Source organism: Mesorhizobium sp. M7A.F.Ca.MR.148.00.0.0 (genome assembly GCF_003997735.1).
Classification (GTDB): domain Bacteria; phylum Pseudomonadota; class Alphaproteobacteria; order Rhizobiales; family Rhizobiaceae; genus Mesorhizobium.
The window spans coordinates 11,809-31,232 of record NZ_RZTB01000071.1 but is presented as its reverse complement, the minus strand read 5'-3'; the positions used below and the strand labels follow the sequence as shown (position 1 = coordinate 31,232).

Annotated in this window: 17 protein-coding genes and 1 pseudogene; 4 read left to right on the top strand and 14 right to left on the bottom strand. The window is 57.5% G+C overall.

From position 1 onward, the window contains the following. The coding region (locus EOB49_RS36970; protein WP_206526129.1) for a hypothetical protein at positions 1 to 181 on the top strand (181 nt) is incomplete at its 5' end. A 51-nt stretch (positions 182 to 232) separates the two neighbouring features. Here the strand turns inward: EOB49_RS36970 and EOB49_RS22535 are convergent. After that, the gene (locus tag EOB49_RS22535; RefSeq protein ID WP_224570033.1) at positions 233 to 691 is read right to left on the bottom strand and encodes a response regulator transcription factor; all 459 of its coding nucleotides are present in this window, start codon (positions 689 to 691) and stop codon (positions 233 to 235) included. 754 nt (positions 692 to 1,445) lie between these two features. Between EOB49_RS22535 and EOB49_RS22530 the strand changes: the two genes are divergently transcribed. Then, positions 1,446 to 2,567, top strand: a complete 1,122-nt coding sequence (locus EOB49_RS22530) for a DUF418 domain-containing protein (RefSeq protein WP_024505387.1) — start codon at positions 1,446 to 1,448, stop codon at positions 2,565 to 2,567. A 794-nt stretch (positions 2,568 to 3,361) separates the two neighbouring features. Here EOB49_RS22530 and EOB49_RS37875 read toward each other — a convergent pair. Beyond that, positions 3,362 to 3,578 (bottom strand): annotated as a pseudogene (locus tag EOB49_RS37875) (transposase); the annotation flags it as partial. Between the two features lie 524 nt (positions 3,579 to 4,102). Between EOB49_RS37875 and EOB49_RS22525 the strand changes: the two are divergent. Further along, positions 4,103 to 4,315 (top strand): cold-shock protein, encoded by a 213-nt coding sequence (locus tag EOB49_RS22525; protein ID WP_008874821.1) that lies wholly within the window; start codon positions 4,103 to 4,105, stop codon positions 4,313 to 4,315. 228 nt (positions 4,316 to 4,543) lie between these two features. Here the strand turns inward: EOB49_RS22525 and EOB49_RS22520 are convergent, their stop codons facing one another. The 6 genes from EOB49_RS22520 to EOB49_RS22495 form a co-directional block, all read right to left on the bottom strand. Further along, the gene (locus tag EOB49_RS22520) at positions 4,544 to 5,014 is read right to left on the bottom strand and encodes a MucR family transcriptional regulator (protein ID WP_024505385.1); all 471 of its coding nucleotides are present in this window, start codon (positions 5,012 to 5,014) and stop codon (positions 4,544 to 4,546) included. Positions 5,015 to 5,908: 894 nt separating this feature from the next. Then, complete coding sequence (locus EOB49_RS22515) at positions 5,909 to 6,451, bottom strand: tetratricopeptide repeat protein (RefSeq protein WP_245472784.1); 543 nt, start codon at positions 6,449 to 6,451, stop codon at positions 5,909 to 5,911. Positions 6,452 to 6,504: 53 nt separating this feature from the next. Beyond that, complete coding sequence (gene sctV, locus EOB49_RS22510) at positions 6,505 to 8,568, bottom strand: type III secretion system export apparatus subunit SctV (protein WP_127382264.1); 2,064 nt, start codon at positions 8,566 to 8,568, stop codon at positions 6,505 to 6,507. A gap of 231 nt (positions 8,569 to 8,799) precedes the next feature. Beyond that, positions 8,800 to 9,690, bottom strand: coding sequence for a hypothetical protein (locus EOB49_RS22505; RefSeq protein WP_024505382.1), 891 nt, complete (start codon positions 9,688 to 9,690; stop codon positions 8,800 to 8,802). Between the two features lie 117 nt (positions 9,691 to 9,807). Further along, positions 9,808 to 10,050 (bottom strand): nodulation protein NopA, encoded by a 243-nt coding sequence (locus EOB49_RS37870; protein WP_224570034.1) that lies wholly within the window; start codon positions 10,048 to 10,050, stop codon positions 9,808 to 9,810. 72 nt (positions 10,051 to 10,122) lie between these two features. Further along, a complete protein-coding gene (locus tag EOB49_RS22495) occupies positions 10,123 to 10,452 on the bottom strand; it encodes a hypothetical protein (RefSeq protein ID WP_081714433.1) in 330 nt (109 codons plus the stop codon). Between the two features lie 1,348 nt (positions 10,453 to 11,800). Between EOB49_RS22495 and EOB49_RS22490 the strand changes: the two genes are divergently transcribed. Continuing rightward, positions 11,801 to 13,912 (top strand): hypothetical protein, encoded by a 2,112-nt coding sequence (locus EOB49_RS22490; protein ID WP_245472783.1) that lies wholly within the window; start codon positions 11,801 to 11,803, stop codon positions 13,910 to 13,912. Positions 13,913 to 14,437: 525 nt separating this feature from the next. Here EOB49_RS22490 and EOB49_RS22485 read toward each other — a convergent pair. The 6 genes from EOB49_RS22485 to sctQ all read right to left on the bottom strand — a co-directional run bounded on the left by EOB49_RS22485 (position 14,438) and on the right by sctQ (position 19,422). Continuing rightward, the gene (locus EOB49_RS22485) at positions 14,438 to 15,241 is read right to left on the bottom strand and encodes a hypothetical protein (protein WP_024505378.1); all 804 of its coding nucleotides are present in this window, start codon (positions 15,239 to 15,241) and stop codon (positions 14,438 to 14,440) included. Positions 15,242 to 15,596: 355 nt separating this feature from the next. After that, a complete protein-coding gene (locus EOB49_RS22480; protein ID WP_024505377.1) occupies positions 15,597 to 16,634 on the bottom strand; it encodes an EscU/YscU/HrcU family type III secretion system export apparatus switch protein in 1,038 nt (345 codons plus the stop codon). Next, on the bottom strand, positions 16,631 to 17,449 hold the full coding sequence (gene sctT / locus EOB49_RS22475; protein WP_024505376.1) for a type III secretion system export apparatus subunit SctT: 819 nt from the start codon (positions 17,447 to 17,449) through the stop codon (positions 16,631 to 16,633). Before sctT ends, EOB49_RS22480 begins: the two co-directional genes overlap by 4 nt. An 8-nt stretch (positions 17,450 to 17,457) precedes the next feature. After that, positions 17,458 to 17,733 (bottom strand): EscS/YscS/HrcS family type III secretion system export apparatus protein, encoded by a 276-nt coding sequence (locus EOB49_RS22470; RefSeq protein ID WP_024505375.1) that lies wholly within the window; start codon positions 17,731 to 17,733, stop codon positions 17,458 to 17,460. Between the two features lie 2 nt (positions 17,734 to 17,735). Continuing rightward, complete coding sequence (gene sctR / locus EOB49_RS22465; protein ID WP_029354851.1) at positions 17,736 to 18,401, bottom strand: type III secretion system export apparatus subunit SctR; 666 nt, start codon at positions 18,399 to 18,401, stop codon at positions 17,736 to 17,738. Further along, positions 18,394 to 19,422 carry a type III secretion system cytoplasmic ring protein SctQ gene (gene sctQ / locus EOB49_RS22460; RefSeq protein WP_095769044.1) on the bottom strand — a complete coding sequence of 343 codons (1,029 nt, stop codon included), beginning with the start codon at positions 19,420 to 19,422 and terminating at the stop codon, positions 18,394 to 18,396. Before sctQ ends, sctR begins: the two co-directional genes overlap by 8 nt. Positions 19,423 to 19,424 lie beyond the last annotated feature (2 nt).

Genomic DNA, 19,424 nt, shown 5'->3' with positions numbered 1-19,424 from the left:
CTTCCAAGGCACCTTGCTCTCCTTGCAAAGGGCCGAAAGTGTAACCCATCTATCCGGAATGAACTGTCACCCATCTCTCGGGAAGGGCAGTCATGGCCAAGGCAACTGGAAGCCGAATTTTCTTTTAGAGTATGAATCAGCGCCGTCTGCCGAAAAGCGCGTCCACGATCTTCCCTTTTGAAACGACCGTGCAGGGCTGGGGCAGACGGTAGTCGAGCACCGCCCATCCGCGTCAAGTCAGGTAGACCTCCTGCCCGTCGCGGAAGAGGCGTCGCTCGGCTGCCTGTATGGAAAGCGTCCCAACCGAAAATTGCGGCTCCGGAAAATGCCCATGGCGACGTGCCACTGCATGGATACGCGCTGAGAGTTCCCCCAGATCGAACGGCTTGACCAAATAGTCGTCGGCTCCAGCGTTGAAGCCCTCGATGCGATGCGAAATCCGATCGCAGGCTGTCAGAATGATGACCGGTGCCGATTCAAGTTCCTTGATCAGCTCCCGCAGATAGTCGATCCCATTGCCGTCCGGCAGGTGAACGTCGAGCAAAATAAGGTCGTAGCCGACCACAGCTGCATAATCGCGCGCTTCGGACAGGTTCTTGGCCCAGTCGACCGCGTGGCCACCAGCCACCAAATGATCGTGCATAGCACTTCCAAGGTCCTTATCGTCTTCAGTGAGCAGTATTCGCATCATGCTGCCGAGCTCCGGTATGAGGGCAAGGCTCCCATCTTATTGGTCGAAGCTGACAATAGGCTGAACCGGCGGCAGCGAATTATTTGGGGAGCTTTCAGGCTGCTGTCAGCTACAACTTGCAAGAAAGGGGTCGTTAACAAAGCCAAACGAAGAGCCCCTATGAAACCCGTCCTGACCTCGGCACTTTTGCTCAATGTGACCCCCGGCGGCTGCATCAGCAAATTGATTTGGGAAACAGGCGCGCCGGTTCTAATGACCGACGCAGGCCGAGGTCTGGAACAGCTGGACCAGCGAACGGCGTCTTCGGTTTTTCAGGCAACAGCCACATGGAAGAATATGATTGGCTCGACCATGCGCCGAGCTTTGTCGAACGGATTGGTCGCGGGCGCACTACCACAGATTATGGCAGGTTTACGCCCTGGCCTTGACACCCGGGGTGATCGTCACCGGCGGAGCCGCGGCGTACTGATCGGATATCTAACGTCGCTGAGTCTCTCGTCGGTGCAGTGGATCTCTCGGCTTAGCCATCATGCAAAAAACGACGGTTCCGCGACACCACTTTTCAGGTCCGTGACACAGGCTTTGTGAGCCGATCTGTTGTTCTTACCCCAGGCTAATGGCTGAACAGCTCTGTCGCCGGCTCGATGCGCCAGATGGCGCGATGTTTTGAACCCTTTCACGAGGCGACGGCAGCAGCCGACCGGCTCTCCTATCGCGGCTCCCGCGATCCACACACCCAGCAAGGGAATCTACCATGGTAATGAAGGCACCGGTTGCCGACGCTAGGAATGGGTCGGTAGTAGATCGGCTGGTCGGCATCGACCTCGCTCGGGGCCTGGCTGTCTTCGGGATGTATGCCGCCCATCTCGGTCCCGACCCCGGCGAAGGAGGACTAGTCGGGTTTCTGATGGAACTAACCCATGGGCGGCCGTCGGCCCTGTTTGCCGTATTGGCCGGTTTTTCAATCCTCCTGATTACAGGTCGCAAGGCGCCGAAGTCGGGGATAGCCGGTAGACAGGCCATCGCCAGAGTCGCAATTCGTGCCCTTGTTTTGCTCGCGCTTGGCTCAATCCTGGGCTGCCTCGGTACCCAGGTCGAAGTCATCCTAGAATACTACGGAATTTGCTTCTTGTTGGTATTGCCGCTCCATCGGCTCAGCGCATATCAGCTGGGCTTGATCGCTGCCGCTACGGCATTAGTTCTCCCGCAAGTCCGTTCCTCCCTTCTGTCGGTTGCCCCCAACCTCCTCGACCCGGTCTTCAACCTCATGGTCAACGGCTACTATCCCGCGGTGACCTGGGTTCCTTTCCTCATCGCTGGCATGGCCATCGCGCGCCTTAATCTTAATACGCTAGCAGCGCATTGGCGCCTTGGTCTGGCGGGGGTCGCGCTGGCCGTGTTGGGCCATGGGGGATCCTTGCTCGCGCTGAGTTCCCGCGCTTTGACTGAAACCTCCTTGTGGTGGTCTGACGTTGACGGCGCTTTTGAGCCTTCCAAGTCGTCATTTATAGTCAAGTCGTCATGGATAGCCGCACCTCATAGCGAAACGACGCTTTCGATCGTGGGCAGCACCGGTTGCGCAATGATCATCTTGGCGGCTTGCATGCTCGCTGTGGATGCGCTCCCGCGTCTGCGAAAGCTGGTCTGGCCAATAATCGCAGTCGGCTCGATGTCTTTGACGGCCTATGTGCTGCACATTGCGGGAATAGCCTATCTTATGAAGATAAACATTTTCAAAGACGAGAGCCTGTCCACGCTCTTTGGCTTCGTTGTGGTTATCAGCACTTTTGCGGTGCTTTGGCTGCGCGTCTTCCAGCGAGGACCGATGGAAGTGCTGATGGGTAGGGTCGCAGATCTCGCGCGTCACATCCGCTGAGCACCGCCGCGCCCCGGCCTCCCGATCACATTACGGACAAGGTGGGGCTTTGTCCAAAGCTTGTTCGCGGCAGGGGAGGGTACTTCCTCCCACCCTGCCGCCTTGTTGATGGAAGCTAAAACGGTCGCGCAGGCGCTAGAGTTGCATCGGCATAATCAGCTTAAACTCGCGAAGTTAAACCCGCGGTTGGTCTATCTCGGCCCGCCTCACCTGAAAGGCTAAGGTATCCGTTTCGGTCAAGGGTTTTAGGGGCCATTTTCGCTGCGCCTTGAGGAGAGCGTTTGCTAGGATGAGGAGCTTTCGCAACAAGATGATGACCTTTGCGGGTTTGCCTGCCGCCTTTAGCGCCTGGTATTTTGCCTTGAGGTCGGGGTTGAAGCGCAGGGCGAAGGGCCGGGCATGTAGAGGGCCTGGCGAACATTGGCCCGGCCGCCCAGGCGCGGCCGCTCCATTTTGCCGAGGCCGGCGAGGCTTGCGGCCTTTGGTTCCGAGTTCCGGCATGTCGATGGTGAGTGTGCAGGCGGTGGCATCCGATGCGCCATATGCTGGTCAGGATTTCGCGGCGCTGGACAGCGTCGGGATCGGCTTTCATGAGGGTAAGCATCGTCTGATCGATATCGCTGAGTTCACGTGGATCTGCTTCCAGCCACTCGTTGTTGTGGCGCCTGAGCAAGGCAAGCGGTCAAGGTCTGGCTCTGGTGCTGGCTGCGGTGCGATCCCCGCACGGGCCAGGTGCCGATCGTGTCGACGATCCACCTCGCCGCGACCAGAGAGCTGCTACTCTCTTCCGCTGTTCATTCTGGCCTCTTCGCAATGAATGTCATAAAATCACCTGTCGCAATTAATGGTTTTTGATTTGGCTCCAGCAGCTGGCAGATATCGCCGAGAGTTCCGCAGAGAGCGTCGAAAGTTTTGGCCGCCTTCTTCCGCAGCCGCGCCTTGAGTTTTGAGCAGACCTGTCTTGATCGGGTTGAGATCGGGCGAGCATGGCGGCAGGATCAGGAGCCAGTGCCCTTTGGCCAACCAGTGGGCGGCGCGTACCTTGCCGACAATCTGGGGTTCCGAACCCGACAGTTGGTTTTCAACCCGACAGTGGCCCGCCTCAGAGCAGGCTACCGCCCTTCGGAGCAGGCAGAAGCTAATCGAGGTTCGCGGGTTCCGGTTTGAATGTGCAGGTCGCTGCGCGCCTGATCTTTCGGTCTGGCGGCACATGACAAAAACCCTCATTTTGGCCGACGATACCCGGTCAGGAGCGGGTATCGCAGTCGAGAAGCGACCCGAGCACGTCCACAAGATGTGCCGAGTTTGCAAGGTGTGTCATTGTTTCTGTCAACGTTCGAGCGACAGCGCACGACGAAACGTCTGGCATACGCCTCGTCTGGCACGCGCCTCGCATATGTTGCAGTTGCTGCTGGAGATCAGGCGATCGAGTGGGCCTTGCAATTTTCCGATTTTGATGCGCCTAAAGTCTCGTGTACAAATCAGGCTGGCGTGAATGGCCTGCCTAAGTTGCGACTTATTACAAAGGAATGGATATGGCGACTGGAACGGTGAAGTGGTTCAACAGCACGAAGGGTTTTGGTTTTATTCAGCCTGACAACGGCGGTCAGGATGTCTTTGTCCACATTTCCGCTGTTGAACGAGCGGGCCTGTCGACCCTTAATGAGGGCCAGAAGATCAACTACGAGGTGGAACAGGATCGCCGCACGGGAAAGTCCTCTGCAGGCAGCCTCAGCAAGGCTGGCTAACGGTCCGGGAAAGCCTTGGCAAGGTTCGTCATCGCCGGAACGCATTGACGGCTCGAAACCCGGGCCGGAGCATGCAAGTTAATGCCGCGGCAGGGATTGCTGGAGCCATCATGAATTACTCTGGAAATGAGGCTCTTGGACGGGAAAGGCGGGGCTCATCCCCGCCCTTTGATTCCGCGCAGATTGGGCCAACGGCTGCTGCGCGTCCGAACGACTGTTGATACGGATTTAGGCTGCGACCTTCTTGCGGGTCCGTTTCGCCGGCGCCGTGGCTGGGGCTTCCGGCTCTTTCGGTTTGCGGCCGAGTCCCATGGTCTTGGCCAAGGCGGAGCGCGCAGCGGCGTAATTCGGCGCCACCATGGGATAATCCGACGGCAGACCCCATTTGGCGCGATATTCGTCTGGGGTCAGACCATAGTGCGTCGCCAGATGGCGCTTTAGCGATTTGAATTTCTTGCCGTCTTCAAGGCTAATGATGTAGTCCGGTTCGATCGACTTTTTGATCGGGACAGCAGGTTTTTTTACAGGCACAGGCTCTTCTGCCGGTATGAGTCCAGCCGTGCCGTTTAGAGCCCCGTGCACTTGGGCGATCAGGGCAGGAAGCTCCCCCGCCGGGACGGGGTTGTTGGAGACGTAGGCTGATACAACATCGGCAGTGAGCTCGATGAGGATGTCGGTCTTGTGGGGTTCTTCTGTCATAAACTTCTCCGGGCAGCTTGAAACACAGTTGGGCGAAGTGTCGCTTCATAGTGGCGGTTGCCGCTGAAAGCAAATGGATCGACGGGTGCGCTGCTCCTCCACCATTGAAGTCTCGGCGACGCATCCCGTCATCGTCCATCGCTAAAGGCAGCGTATTGAATTATGGGAGCGGTCGCGCCCGCCCCACCATAGCGATACAGCAAGACAATCAAAAAAGCCGGTCTTTGCTTGGCCCCAAATCTTTTCTCCTTTCGTGAACGCTGAGCTGCCAAGCTGCTACAGTTCACCTCGCGGGGCAACCGTGCACAACACAGGAGTCGCCCGAGCGATACATTCTTCACTTGCCGCTTATCAGCGCTGGTGATTGCACTTTGCAGCCTGCCTCCGGACCCGCAGCGCTCACGCTGTTGGTTTTGCGCCTGCAGGCGTCGGAAGTCGGATCGCCGCAGCTAATTTCCTCAGGCGGACGAATTCAACAAATCGATTGTTTGGATCGAAGGCATCCACACCATCGATGCCTCTAGAATAGGATCCAGCTACAATCACCGTGCTGTAATGGCAGGGACGGCCAGCACAAGCGCGACACGATCCGGCGGGTCCATCGCTGCGTTACGTATTCATGGCTACTGCATCGGGCGCTCGGTCGACCGCCTTAAGCCAGGTCGCCGCATTGCGAGACGGTGACCGGCGAGGGAGAGGGCGCTCTGGCAACGAAGCGAGGCGGGTGGCCTTGCGGGTGGCCGCGTGATGTCATCCGGCTCTCCTGCCGATCTCTGCCGGCCAGATCTGGAGCAACTGTTTTGCATAGATATGGCTCTCTTCAGGGGGCCATCTATGATGGGAGCCGAGCGCGTGTTCGAGCCGGGGAACAGGCTGCGCATGCACTGTGCCCACCTATTGCGATCGTGCTAACCTTGGTTGTTTGGACTTGCCGTTAAAGGCAAGCGACAGATTGAAGTTATGCTGCACCATCCGATTGCCTGGCTCGTTTTCGAGAGCTCGCCGATACAGGGCCTGTGCCGCGTCATGCCGCCCCTCAATGTCCAAAATCACGCCCTTCGCATTCAATGCACGTACGTTTCCTGGGGCTGCAACCAAGACGCTGTCGAGCACCTCAACCGCTTCGTGCGGGCGCTTCTGGCCCACCAAGGCATTTGTAAGTCGTATCGCCGCATCAACATTGTCCGGGTGCTGCTTCACCTCATCCCGCAAAGCCCGCTCTTGAACATCCTGACCAACTTCGCGCAAAATGCGTTCGCGCATAGCCGGATCGATTTGATCGGCGCTGAGCAACTCGGGGGAAGATGTCTCCTGCACGGAAAGAGCCGGCTTTTGCCAGCTGGCGCAACCGCCCAAAGGCAGAATGGCGAGTACGGCAAAAAGAAGTGAGTTCCGGCGCAGAAACATAGGCGATGGAGAAACTGTATTACTATTCATGTTATCTCTCAGTTATCGGGGAGGCGCGTGGCGTTCAGTTAGGAAAGGTGGGACTACTCTAACAATCCGCTGTTCGATCCGTGCGGGAGTGTGACGGATCCTGCGGGGCGAATTGTAAAGTCGGAGGCGAGGTCTTGATAAGACAGCACGGCGAGATCAACCCCGTTTCGCGTCAGAAAGCCGCGGACGAAACGTCGGACATCCATCGACGTCAACAGAATAGGGCGGGTTTGACCCGGTTCTGCGTTCGAAAGGACCTGACGTATCTGTGATAGCATCGCTTCGCTTTGCCGATCCTCCAGTGCGAGATAGGGGCCTGCATCCGAATCTCGAACCGCGCCACGCATCACATCCTCGCTCTCGCGCTCGACGACCAGGGCGGACACTATGCCCTCCGTGTTGGCATGGCGGTGGCAGATCTGTCGCTTCAAACCAGAACGGACATATTCCGTCAGCAGGGCAACGTTCTGCTCACGCTCGCTCCATTCGGCCAATGCCTCCAACACGAGACGGGTGTGGCGGATTGGGATACCTTCCTCCAGGAGGCGGCGCAGAACATCGGCAATCCGAGGAATCGGCGTCGTGCGTAGCACCTCTTTCACAAGCTCAGAATATTCCTGCTCCATTCGGCCCAGAAAATGTCGGGTCTCTTGGATGCCCACCAATCGCGGTGCGTAGCGGGTCAACGCTGCATGGACGCGCAAGGCGAGGAGTTCGCCGGGAGCCCTATGCTCCGTGCCGGCGCCCGTAAGGGCCTTTGCAGGGGTATGTTCAACCGGGAGTCTGTCCGTTTTCGGCTCACGTCTAAGGCGGACACCGCTCGAGTCGACGTGCGCTACATCGGCTCGGAGCGCCATCTGGTTTGGATCTAAGGCGTCCTGTTCGACTGGCACGCCCTCGACATCAATTCGGAATTGCGATGCAGGCAGCTGCTCGTCAACCAAGACAGGGATGCGAGGAACGATAATGCCCAGATCGGCTGTGACCAGGAGCGAAACGCGCCCAATATGTTTTTGCAATTCGGCTTGATCGACCGCCTGCATAAGATCTGGCGCTAGAAAAAATGCGATCGGGAATTCCTTCGCAGGCGCGGCTTGCTTAGGCTCCGCTGCAGTTCCACCTTTCGCATCGGCAGTGCCGGCGCCCAGCACATCAGCCTTGACAATGCTTACCGCAGCGAACACTGCGGCCAGCATCAGAAAGACGGGGAGGGGAAACCCAGGAACGAACCCCATTACAACCAGGACGCCGGCCGCCAGTCGCAAGGCTCGAGTGCTGGCCGTGAGCTGACTGACCATTTCTGTACCGAGGTTGATCCTCGCCGTCCCAGTCACACGGGTGACGATGGTCGCCGCAGTAATGGAGAGCAGAAGGGCCGGAATCTGCGATATCAATGCATCGCCTATCGTCAGCAGAGTGTAGTGATGCAGTACCTCGCCGAAGGACATGCCCTTGGAGAGCAGGCCGATCGAAATTCCACCCAGCATGTTGATGCAGATAACCACCAGCCCGGCGATGGAATCGCCCTTCACAAATTTCATCGCGCCGTCCATCGCGCCATAGAGTTGGCTTTCCTTCTCAAATTCGGCGCGCCGCCGGCGGGATTCGTTGGCATCGATGTGGCCGTTGCGTAGCTCTGCGTCGACCGCCATTTGCTTGCCCGGCAGAGCATCCAGCGTGAAACGCGCCGCCACTTCTGCCACCCGTTCGGCACCCTTCGCGAGGACCATGAATTGCACCATGGTGACGACCAGAAATATGACGAAACCCACCACGATATGGCCTGAAATGACGAAATCGCCAAAAGTATGAATAATGCTGCCGGCCTCCCCCTCGGCCAGAATCAGTCGCGTCGTTGCGACCGTGAGCGCGAGACGGAATACAGTGGAAATCAAAATAACGCCGGGCAAAGAGGAAAAATCAAGTGGAGTACTGACATACAGGGCAACCATCATCAGCAGTATGGCCAACCCCATATTGAATCCTATCAGGGCGTCGACCACCACGACCGGGATAGGCATGACCATCATCGCGACAGCCAGAAGCAGCATCAACGCAACCATTAAATCCGGGCTGGCCGGCGCACGCTTGATGAAGTCACGCAGGACGTTGGCCATCGAGACACCTTTGCAATCGTTGAGACTTACTCTGCTGTTACGCCATGAAACGTGGCTTTCGAACTCCGAAGGCGCCTCAGCCTTGGCCAGCGCGTGACCCTGCATGAGAGCCACAAGCAGGCGCGAAATGGCTGGGCAGCAAATGTTTCCAACGCAGCCAGCTTGTCAGCACCGAGCGCGACAGGATGTTTGGCTGGCCATAGAGTGCTGCTTGATGGGGCCTGCGAGCTTTCAATATTGGAGAGCAGCAATGCGGCCATTCCTGCTCAGCAGCACACGGCTGTCCTCAATACGTTCGACCACCCATCCATCAGCCAAAATGGCGCCGACAAAATACTTCTCGCTGTCGATGACAATATATGGTTGGACCCCATGCCACACAGCTTCGACCGCGATTGCGGATGGCGCCTTCTCCTCTTTGATGAGCACTCCGTTCACCAGTGTTAGAGTACCCTTGGTGCGACGATCGAACGATTGCTGAAGCTTCTGCCAGCTGATGACCGATTCAGACGTGACGGTGCCTTCGGCGGTCACAACACCCTTTGCCGACCCAATCTTGACGTCGAGAAGACCCGCTCGATCGACTTCCTCCTGCAGCTCTTGGGCCGCTGCCTCCGTAAGTTCATTGTCAGCGCGGTGACTGATCGTTCTGGACGCGACTTCAGCCCGAAGTGAATTGGGGCTCGATCCACTTGCATTGCCAAGATAGGAGATCGTGCCTGAAAGCGCGCCGATCCCGAGTGAGCTGATTATGACCATGGCGAGCACACCGATCGGTAGGCGCGGTATGCCGGTCGAACCAGGCGGCTCTGCATCCTGCACGGACAAAGCAATGGACATCTCGCCTACGAGCAGGACGACAGGAAGGGGCACAACAACGGACTGGCCTGCGGCGATATTCCGGTTGCCCTCGATACTGAGTCCGGGTGCAAGCGCCTCCAGTTCGATCGACTTGCCAAGAAGAGTTACACGAAGGTGATGCGGTGCCAGTCCCTGCTCGACAAAGACCAAATCGGCATCGAAGCCGCTGCCGATTAAACACTTTTGAAGATCCGTCTTGCCGGTCAGACCGCAATAGTGCCCCGAACGCACTTCGAAACGGAGGGAAACGGCGTCATCCACAGAGCATCTCTCAAACAGGATAGAAGCCGCATGGCAATTGCCATGCGGCTCATTTCGGGACTACGTCGCGTCAATAAGGAGACGCGCTAAGGGGCAGTCTAAAACCCGCTTCCGACATTACGAAACGCGTTCGTCGGCGGCCTTCTTGATGGTCTGGAGATTGGTCGTTAGAGTGCGCAACTGGACACTCCTTTTCGTCGCCTCCAAGCTAACATTGGTTAGTTCCTGCACTTGCGCCTGAAAAGCAGTAGCATCAGCTCCGCTTGTATTGCCGGGAGTGCCACTGTTAGTTTTATCGGTATTGCCGGCGCTACTGGTATTGGTATTGCCTGATTTTTTATTATTATCAACTGCAGCCATGATCATTCCTTTTTCTGTTGGAGTTGTGCCGTCAATAACGGCCTGTATGACCTCACGCCGGATTTTCCCGCGTCAGGCATCTTCTGTGTCATCCAAAGCTTCATCGGCCTCAGCCATCGCATCGTTCGCGAATTGGAACGCGAACGATCGCAGGATACTTTGGAAGGCTTCACTTTGTGCTGCAGACTGTGAGTTGTCTTGAAGTTGATCATTTGAAACGGTCCGGTTATCCGCCCGATCGTTCCCGCCAGCTGCCTTGCCATCATTCCCACCAGCTGGCTTGCCATCATTGCCATCAGCCGGCTTGCCATCACCAGAATGCTCGGATTTCGAATCCCCATGGCCCTTTCGGATCAAGGACGTCCCGAGGTTGCCAACTCCACTCCCAATTGCTGCTATCATCAGGTACTCCGGCATTTGCCATTGGCGGCGACGTGTTAAAGGTTAACCTCGATCAAGCTAAGGGCGGGAGCTTTCGAGAACCTGACGGCTTTTGACAAAAACCGGCCAGCGCAAAAACCGTATGCTCTGCAGGATGTTGCTCTCGCATCGAACAGTCGACCACGATCTCGGCTGTTCGGCCAATCCCGCCGTCCACGCATGCCGCGACCGAATGGCAGCCGCAGCAGCTGGTTTGCATCTCGATGCTGTGGTGTCGAACAGGAGGCACGGTCCACGTGCTGCATGACCGCAATGACCGTATTCTTGCTGGCTCCACGGGCGCACGCAACGAGCAGGAACTCGGTCTTTGCATCACCATTCTCTCGCCTGCACATCACGGCCCGGCGCGGTGAGCTCATTGGCCTCGAGAAGGTCGGCGACCGTACGAACATGGGATGGTCTGCCGGCTTTGGGAGGCCGGTGCGGATCCTCTTCTCACCATATCGAAAGCTTGAAGCGGTCGGATTTTCTTGCCCTGTTCGTGAGAACTCCCATCGTCAGCTAATCGTCAGCCAAGCGGTCTATCTAGGCCGGCCGTGCCTGACCTTCGGATCCAAAGGTCCCGTCTCGACACTTTTTGTAACTATAGATCGAAATGGTTTCCCGCGCGATACGCAACGCACACGCTTCTCTGAAGCAAATGTGTGACTTTGTCGGTGGCGAACGAGAGGAGTGACGCATCAATAAAATCGTCAGGCACGTGTCTAGGAAGGGGAGCTGGCCGAGTTGGTCTGATTTCATTCGCTGTTCCTGGAAATCGGCGGACTGAAGCGCTGATAATCTCAGGACATCGATGGCAACGTTGCGAAAGTCCTGTGAGCTCGGGCCAATCTTGGCCTGCTACTGAGAAGCACTTTGGCGGGAACATTACGCCGTCGCGGGTCTGGCTGACCGTGACGTTAACCGAAAGATGCCGCTGGTCTCGTCAGCCGCCAGCACAATAGCAGCACATTCTCGCCTACTACGGAGACGCAATATGAAGGGCATTGGCCGACCACGGAAATCGCAGGCTGAAACTGGAGCCAGCCGCGCGGGGCGGGCGAGCAGTTCCCTTTCGCAATCAAGTCTTGCTGCGGGAGAAGGTGGACAGTCATTCGATTCCGTTGTGGAGCAGATGCGCTCTGGGGACGCCGATAGGCCCTCCTCCCTTCCAGTTGCGCGCGGTCCAGGCGATGCCCGCGAAAGTCTGCCAGGCGCCTCGATTGGCGAAGATCAAATCCTGAACACACCGCCACGTGGAGCCGCTGCGCCACCACGCGGAACCGTAGCGCCACGTGGCGCAGCCGCAAGGCGGCGCGGTTCTCCCTCCATGTCTGAGGGCGAAGCCATGGCGCCGGTCGGTAGCCAACTATCAACCGCGCAGGTGGAAGGCACCAGCTCATCGTCAAATGAAGATATCAGTCCGACACAGCTCAGAATGAACAGTCTTGTTCAACAACTGACTGATTGCGAGGCTGCGGCCAGGAAAACCGACGTTCCCGAGGAGGCGGTGGAGCTGATCAGTCGGGTCGTCGGTGCAGCCTCAGCAATTCTGGAGTACCGCGCTAGCCTGCCTGCGGCTGAGGCGCAGACAATTATGCCAGACGACAAGGTGCGTAGATGTTGCCAGATCGTGTGCGACGCCGCGAATGAAGTAGACCAACTTGGCCTGTCGACGATCACGAAATTGGACGAAAAGACCAAGATAGCGGCAGGTATGGTCGATAGACTCTACTCCTACTCCCAGGCGGACCGGCAGGAGCTGTTGATTTTAAATGTGGAGAACCACCATACGGCGGCAATTAAGTGGTGGGAAAAAAAGGCATGGCGCTCCGAACGGCAGCGATCCGCCTGCGCTGCCACCGCTAGCCTATCCAGTGGAACGCCCGTGATGCGGGAAGCCGAGCGGTGCGCACTGCGGCTGCGTGCCGGCTCGGTACTGAGTGTCAGGATCTGGCTGGTCCGTGAGCGGATCGGTCTTGCGCGGGCCAAGATTGAACTGCGGGCGAGCAGGTTCGAGCCAGATTTGAAGGAACTCCTCGTCGGTCGAAATGGAGTGGTGCAGCTGATGGCAAGCGCCGCTCAAGAAGCTCTTCGCGCCCTCTCTTTGGCGAAGGGCATAATGGATGGCAAAACACTCAACGCTCATGATTGCGCGGTTGTAGAAAAAATCATGGAGCGGCTTTCGGATTTTGGATTGGCGTTGCACGAGGTGCATACCAAGCTAAGCCATACCTACCCAGATGCCGGCCTCCCATTGAAACTGTTCGAACGGATCGTGGACGATGCATGGATCACTGCGCACGATGCCATGCACTTGTTGAACCTGCAGTCTCCGCCGTCAGCCATCATGGCGCCACAGACCCAGGCGGGCGCTGCGATGCCGGCCAGGGCAGGCGCTGCGATACCGGCTGACACTGCTGGTACGGCTGCAGTGTCAGAAGGCACTACAGCGCGAAGGAAAGGGAAGTCAAAGCATAAGTCGGCAGCTCGCGCCGGGACTTCTGCCGCCGGGCAGCCATCAACACCAGTCGCTTCGAACGCCGGCACAGTGCCAGCAGCCAAGGTTCTCGCGCGCTCGGATCAAGTTGCGAGTACACAGGTGAGAGCGCAAGAGGTGACTGCGAGTTCGTCGGGGGCAGGCTCGACAATCGGGGGCGCCGCGTTGTCAATGGAGGTATTGACGGAGCGGCTCAAACGATTGGACGAACTTTTGCAGTTCGATCTGGCCGGTCAGCAAAGCGTCGTCTCCCAAGTGCGCCAGATGAAGCCTGAGGAGGCCGGTAAGGTCGTGGACGATGTGGCCCAGTACCTGCGAGCCCAGGCCATTGAGATGCAAACCTGTCTCGCCGGGTTGCAGGGGCGTAATGTACGCCTGCTACTCACCTCCACCCAGCTACCCAAAGTGCACGAACGCACAGACCAGCTCAAAGGGTTGCTGAACATGGTGCTGGGACAGGCCAACGCATTGAATGAAGGAAAAGCCGGCATTACGACTGATTGCATGAAGACCTACGCATTTCCGGCGCAAAAATACCTGGAACATTTGTGCAATGCCGACGAATTGATGCCGCCGGAGGCACCGGTCGCGCTACGTGGCGAGCCAGGAAAGCTGTTTGAGATGAAGCTGCAGCCCAAGATGCTGGTCAATGGTGCGATGCCGAGCCCGATGTGGGTGCACATCCACACGAGTCGCCCCGTCTTGGCCAGAAACTTAGAAGGGCTGGCTGATTCCGAATTCACCGCTTGCCACGTTAAATCCAACGAACAGCGCGGCTACAATCGAGAGCGAGAGGAAGCCGATGCTAGGTCCGGTCGCGAGAAGGTCATAATTCATCGCGGCAAACTCACCCCCGCTTTCTGTAAGTCCTTGTTGACCTCAGGGCTTGGCCGCCAACCACGCCATTCGCGTGCCGAGCTCCCGTCGGCGCAGGCTGCATGACAGGGCACTCAGAATGCGGCCGGCCACGCTGTGAGTCAGCGAGCATTTCTCCTGGCCAAACCGCGAATGCCGCTGCGCGAGTTGCGGTCCGGCGATTGGAGTCGATCGGCTACCGTCAGGGCCGATTTGCGATGTCGCGTTACCGGCTGTTGACGTGGCGGCGTATCTTGCCTCCCATCCAACTTATCGCCGAGATCGCGCCGCCAAGATCGAGGCGGAAGGTCTTCCTGCGAGCGCGGAGCAGGCATAGCCGATCCGATCGGGATCGGCGCATCGCAACGACCCAACGGTGTGGTGGAGAAAATTGGATTCGGGAGAGCTCGTATCCAAGAGGCGGAGTTCCGGCCCGAATACAATCCGCTCGCAAGCACCCACGATGCGCATCCGCAGTTTATTGTCTGGGAGATGGGCTGGATTGCTCGGCGGCGCTGGCGCTAAGGCGGGGCTGTCGCCGGACAATTAGCATTCACTGCCAACAGCCTTGCAACCGTCACCAGTTGCAAGGCTCGGCGGCGGGTCGACAAATCACATGAAATCGTCGTCGGACCCGCTATCGCTGCTGTCGCTGTCCTCGGTTTTGTGGAGATAGAGTGGAGGTTTGCCTGCACGCTGCCACTCACCGGCACTGTTCTTCGTCCATTTGTCGGGATGCTGCGTAGGGTCAAGCACCAGGTCGCCATGATCCACTTCAACAAACCCCATCGTCTGCGCGCGCGCTTGTGCTTCCGGATTAGCCGCACGCCAATTCAGCAACGGTCGGTCGCCGTCTATCCGAAGTTGATGCTCCAGCAGAATATCGCCCGCATTTTCGACGAGCGGATGGGCGACTTGAAGATCCACTATGGAAGTGACCTCAGTTCGACCAGGAAATTGTTCCCGCCAACTTTCCGATTCGAACTCGTTCATGCTGAATCCGCCTTCCATTCTCAGCAGTCCGGCACTCCGGTCTCCCAATTGGTAACTGAAATATCGCGCGTGCTCCGTATCTCGACGGATGCCATATTGCTGAGCAACGTCCGCGGTGCGCCTGGCTCGTGACGATACGAACTCTGAATACTCTTGAGGATTGTCGGCGATGTGCGTGATTTCATCACCATGAAATTGCCTCACCTGTCTCCTGAAGGAAGTCCTGTTGATCTCCACCACAGGAGGTCGGGAATTGAGGGAGTATGCTTGGGGAGCCGCCGATGATGAGGCGCCGCTACCTTCCGATCCGGATAAGTGCATTCGGGCAAATGTGTCCGCGAACCCTTCGCTTCCTGCATCCGATTGCTCGCCGGCATTATGCGCGCGGTAACTATCGGATGAGCCACCAATTCGACCATACATGACGATTCGTACTCCTATGTTTCGCAACCGAGCTCAAGTTAGCACGGCTGTTCAACATAGGGCGCTTAGTTGACGACTAGCTGACGAGGGCATTCCAACGGCTGCACCAATCAAATCCGCACTGCCGGCCTCAAAACCTCGGACTGCGCCACGCACCGGCCAGCAGAGGCTGCAAGGTCATGCCCGGAGGACTTGCCGTAGTTGCTGGGTGGCAGATCCGAGGGGAGTGATTGCCCCAGGCCCGCGGTTGCGCGGTTGGCCTGACAGAGACACTGGGGCACGGATGGCCAGCCGACATTTGCCACTAGCATGGAGCCAGGTCAGTTTTGAACTGGCAGTCGTGGACTTCCAATGACTAGGCCAAGCCTGCGGCAAAGAATGCTTTCGCGACAGGCTGGAAATATTGCATAGGAACCGCGTGGCCGAGTTTTGTAGTGCCTATCAGCTGACGCGCTAAGACATGGTCATGGACGATCGTCAGGCGTAGTGCCCGCGCCTCGCTCAACACATGTGAAACGCGCTCACCTTCGGCACGGCAAACTAAGAACGGCACCCCGGTTTCACCGCGAACGTAACGCAGACCGATCAGGACCGCCCTTCCTGTTAAGACCAGCGTGGCGCGATGCACGCCAAGCGCAGGCTCGTCGGCCGCCTCCTCGCGGATGCGACGCTGTTCACCTTTCAACTCTGGCGCTCCTTGCTGATCCTTCGACTCGCGCGTCACTTCGGTATTGGTCATGCGCATTTCGCGCAGATACAACGCGCGCTGGAGCAGGAGATCGATCAGTCCGCCGACCAGCAGTGCGCCGGCGCCAATTCCCATCAGCAATTTTGTCTCCATAAAGATGAGGCCAACACAGCCCATGCCGCAGATCGGCAGAGGGACCATTGTCTTCCACATCCCGAGAAGGACAATGGAAAAGGTTGCGCTGAGAACCAATACCTTGAACATGGTCTTGCAGACTTCGACCATGGAACGAGCAGACCCCAAGCGCTTCAGCCCTTCAAAGGGGTCAATTTTCTTAAAGCTGAGCTTCATCGGCTCCAGAGAGAAGACAAATCCACCATTGGCTAGCAGGCTGGCCAAAATCACCGCGGCGACGAGGGTTCCAAGCAGCGGGCCAACAGCCGCGACGGTGAGTTGGACGAGCACAACCAATGCCTGCGGCACCGCGGTATCGAAAGGTAGGCTCTGCAACTTGGTGGCTAATAGGAGCGCTTCCCGGCATTTGTCCTCGATCACGCTGCCTCTTAGCCAAAGGTAGCCGAGCCCAGCGCAAGTCCCGACCGCGCGGACGAAATCGGAGCTACGTGGCAGCTGTCCTTTTTTGCGCGCTTCACTTAACTTCTTCGGGCTGGCGGCGTGTGTCTTCTCTTCACTTGTGTCGCTCATGGCAGCAATTTGTCGAACCACTCCAGCACGCCGTTGGCACGTGTGACCTCCAGTTTCATGCTCTCCACCAGATAGGCAGCGTAGGTGACCATGAGAACTGGAAAGACAATGTTCTTGATTGCCGGAGACAGTTGGCTCGCCTTAAATTGCGGGGCAAAGCGACGCAGCAGCATCATCGATATATCAATCAGTATCAGGAAGAACACGACAGGCCCCGATACCAATAATGCCGTGCGCATTATGCTGTCGAGAAGCCCCAACAACTCCATTGCTCCTGGCCCGCTCAGTGTCGGGTGAAACTGATACACCGGCCAGATCAAGTAGCTGCGGTACAGGACACTGATCAAAGTTTCCAGGCCTCCTGATCCGACGAATATGGCAATCGCAGTGATCCCCAGAAAAACGCCCATCGCGGAAGCCTGACTGTTCGTCGCGGGATCGGCCGAAGCGGTCGGGCTGCTGATGCCGCGTTGGTTGTCGATAAGCTCCCCGGCAGCCTGAAGGCCCCAAAGCGGAATGCCAAGAAAAGTGCCAAGGAGTACACCGACAAAAACTTCCTTGAATCCGAGCAGGGTTAGCTGGATCAGGCGTGTATCAGGATCCAGCGCCGGCAATCCGCCACTGACATGTGCCAGGCATGGTAGTGCGAAGCCAACAGCCAAACAGCCCCGGATCAGCCCACTGATCTGCGAGCGTGTGAATACGGGAAAGATCAGCATGATGCCCATCGCGCGGGCTGCCCCAAGACCTGCCGCAACGACGAGTTCGAGAGCCGTCTGGATCAGAATTTGAATATCGGCCGATGGCGCGTCCATGGGGCGGACTAGTAGCTAAGTGTCATTGCGGGAAACTCGGTGAAGATCTGATCGGCTAGCTCTATGAGCGGGGCGCTTAGCACAGGAGCAAACAGCCCAATCACCGCGACAACGACCAGAAGCTTCACGGTGAGCGGCAAGCTTTCATCCTGGATCTGCGTCGCCGCCTGGAGGATGCCGATGACGAGGCCGACAACCACTGATGCAATGAGCGGCGGTAGAATCCAGATCATGAAAACCACCAGTGATTGGCTCATAAGAGTAATGATGCTGGATTCAGTGATGATCAGCCTCCCGGTAACGTATAACTCAGCACAAGCCCATGCATCAATTTTGACCAACCATCAATGGCAACAAACAAGAAGATCTTGAACGGGACAGATATAACAGTTGGTGAGACCATCGACATGCCCATCGCCATCAAGATAGTTGTAACTATCAGATCTATAACAATAAAAGGCAGATAAAGTAGAAACCCTATCTCAAATCCACGCTTCAATTCCGATAGCAAGAAAGATGGTACAAGTATTGCAAAGTCATCAGGCGTGGCTGCAGCGTGCATTTCCTCTGGCCAGACCTTTTCTGTCGAAGATAGGAAAAATCGCCGCTGCTCTTCATTTGTGAATTTCTTGAGATGCTCGCGCAAGGGCTCACTTCCGGCTTTAGCGGCGCTTACCCAGTCGTCGAATGTCTGATAGTGGAGCTTGGGATCCGACATGCGGTCATAGGTCTGCTCAGCAACGGGCGCACTAACGAACATAGTGAGGATCATCGCCGCGGCGTACAGCACCACATTGGGTGGTATGGTCTGGGTCCCGAGCGCATTGCGGACGAGGAAAAGAACAATTGATACCTTTACAAAGGCCGTTGTCGTGGCAACTGCTAAAACCAGCAGACCGAGTCCGGCGGTAACCGCAAGAAGCGCCAGGATTGTCGGCTGAGCTTCACTCATTGCATGCAAACCCGCCACGCAGCCTGATGCCCAGCTCTTCTCCGATGCGGACAATGTCGCCACGCCCGATACGCTGACCATTGGCCACTATGTCGACCGGGCCGTCGATCGGCCATCCAAGTTCAAAAATATGCCCTTCGCCGGCACTTCTTAATTCCCCAAGAGAAATAGGCCAGCGGCCGCATTCAAAGACAAGCACGATCTCGACATCGTCGAGATCCTTAGTAAGCTCCAGTTGCGATCCGGGTTGTGTCATATGCGCACTCTCCAAAGGACACGGTCGCGGGCGGAAAGGCCCCCGCAAGATTAATTCATCGCCGTCAAGATCCGCCTCGGCGCACAACTGGCCGACAGCTAGGGTGATCTGGCCGCGGCCGAACGGCGCAATATCGGGCAACAATGCATCACCGACACATGCGCTTCGAAGAAGCGCCGCAGGAAGGCGAAGCGTGCCGACCTCTCCTGCAACAATGAGCGGGAGCTCTGGAGGCAGCCCGCCCAGCTGCCGCGGCAACTGGGCAAGCAGTTCGCCTAGCGCGCGAAACGCAGGCGGTACTAAGCCGTCAAGTGGCGTGAACAGGAATAGACGGCCCTTGCCCTTGACCGCGCCGAAAATGATGTCGAGTTCAAGATGAGGAGCCAGCATCGTGGCTTCGCATACCCGCACGAGTTGCACGTTCAGACGCGTCGTCTCCTCCAGTCGAGTGACAAGCGGCTCCAGAGCGAGTTCGAGAATTAGCGAAGCAGTTGGCTCGGAAGGGAAGGCCAAGCCGTTCTGCACTGTCGTGATGAACTCCTCTACGAGCGGGCGCGACAGTGACAAGATGACCGTTTCGGCTCCCACTCTCCAGACGCAGTCAAGCATCGGAATGGCAGCAGGTTCCTGCTGCCAGACAAGCCCTGCCGTTCGCACCGATAGCGGCACCTCGTTGATCCGGCTTTGAAACGGCGTGCGCGGCGCTGCTGTATCATTGAGCCACGAGACAACCGTGTGGGACAGTTTCAGAACTGGTTCGAACATGG

Excerpts from the sequence above, each read along its gene's own strand:
- EOB49_RS22535 (WP_224570033.1), bottom strand. The coding sequence starts at position 691 with ATGATGCGAATACTGCTCACTGAAGACGATAAGGACCTTGGAAGTGCT.
- EOB49_RS22515 (WP_245472784.1), bottom strand. The coding sequence starts at position 6,451 with ATGAATAGTAATACAGTTTCTCCATCGCCTATGTTTCTGCGCCGGAAC.
- EOB49_RS22485 (WP_024505378.1), bottom strand. The coding sequence starts at position 15,241 with ATGTATGGTCGAATTGGTGGCTCATCCGATAGTTACCGCGCGCATAAT.
- sctQ (WP_095769044.1), bottom strand. The coding sequence starts at position 19,422 with ATGTTCGAACCAGTTCTGAAACTGTCCCACACGGTTGTCTCGTGGCTC.
- sctT (WP_024505376.1), bottom strand. The coding sequence starts at position 17,449 with ATGGACGCGCCATCGGCCGATATTCAAATTCTGATCCAGACGGCTCTC.
- EOB49_RS22520 (WP_024505385.1), bottom strand. The coding sequence starts at position 5,014 with ATGACAGAAGAACCCCACAAGACCGACATCCTCATCGAGCTCACTGCC.
- EOB49_RS22495 (WP_081714433.1), bottom strand. The coding sequence starts at position 10,452 with ATGATAGCAGCAATTGGGAGTGGAGTTGGCAACCTCGGGACGTCCTTG.
- EOB49_RS22480 (WP_024505377.1), bottom strand. The coding sequence starts at position 16,634 with ATGAGCGACACAAGTGAAGAGAAGACACACGCCGCCAGCCCGAAGAAG.
- sctR (WP_029354851.1), bottom strand. The coding sequence starts at position 18,401 with ATGAGTGAAGCTCAGCCGACAATCCTGGCGCTTCTTGCGGTTACCGCC.
- EOB49_RS22490 (WP_245472783.1), top strand. The coding sequence starts at position 11,801 with ATGTCTGAGGGCGAAGCCATGGCGCCGGTCGGTAGCCAACTATCAACC.
- sctV (WP_127382264.1), bottom strand. The coding sequence starts at position 8,568 with ATGGCCAACGTCCTGCGTGACTTCATCAAGCGTGCGCCGGCCAGCCCG.
- EOB49_RS37870 (WP_224570034.1), bottom strand. The coding sequence starts at position 10,050 with ATGGCTGCAGTTGATAATAATAAAAAATCAGGCAATACCAATACCAGT.
- EOB49_RS22525 (WP_008874821.1), top strand. The coding sequence starts at position 4,103 with ATGGCGACTGGAACGGTGAAGTGGTTCAACAGCACGAAGGGTTTTGGT.
- EOB49_RS22530 (WP_024505387.1), top strand. The coding sequence starts at position 1,446 with ATGGTAATGAAGGCACCGGTTGCCGACGCTAGGAATGGGTCGGTAGTA.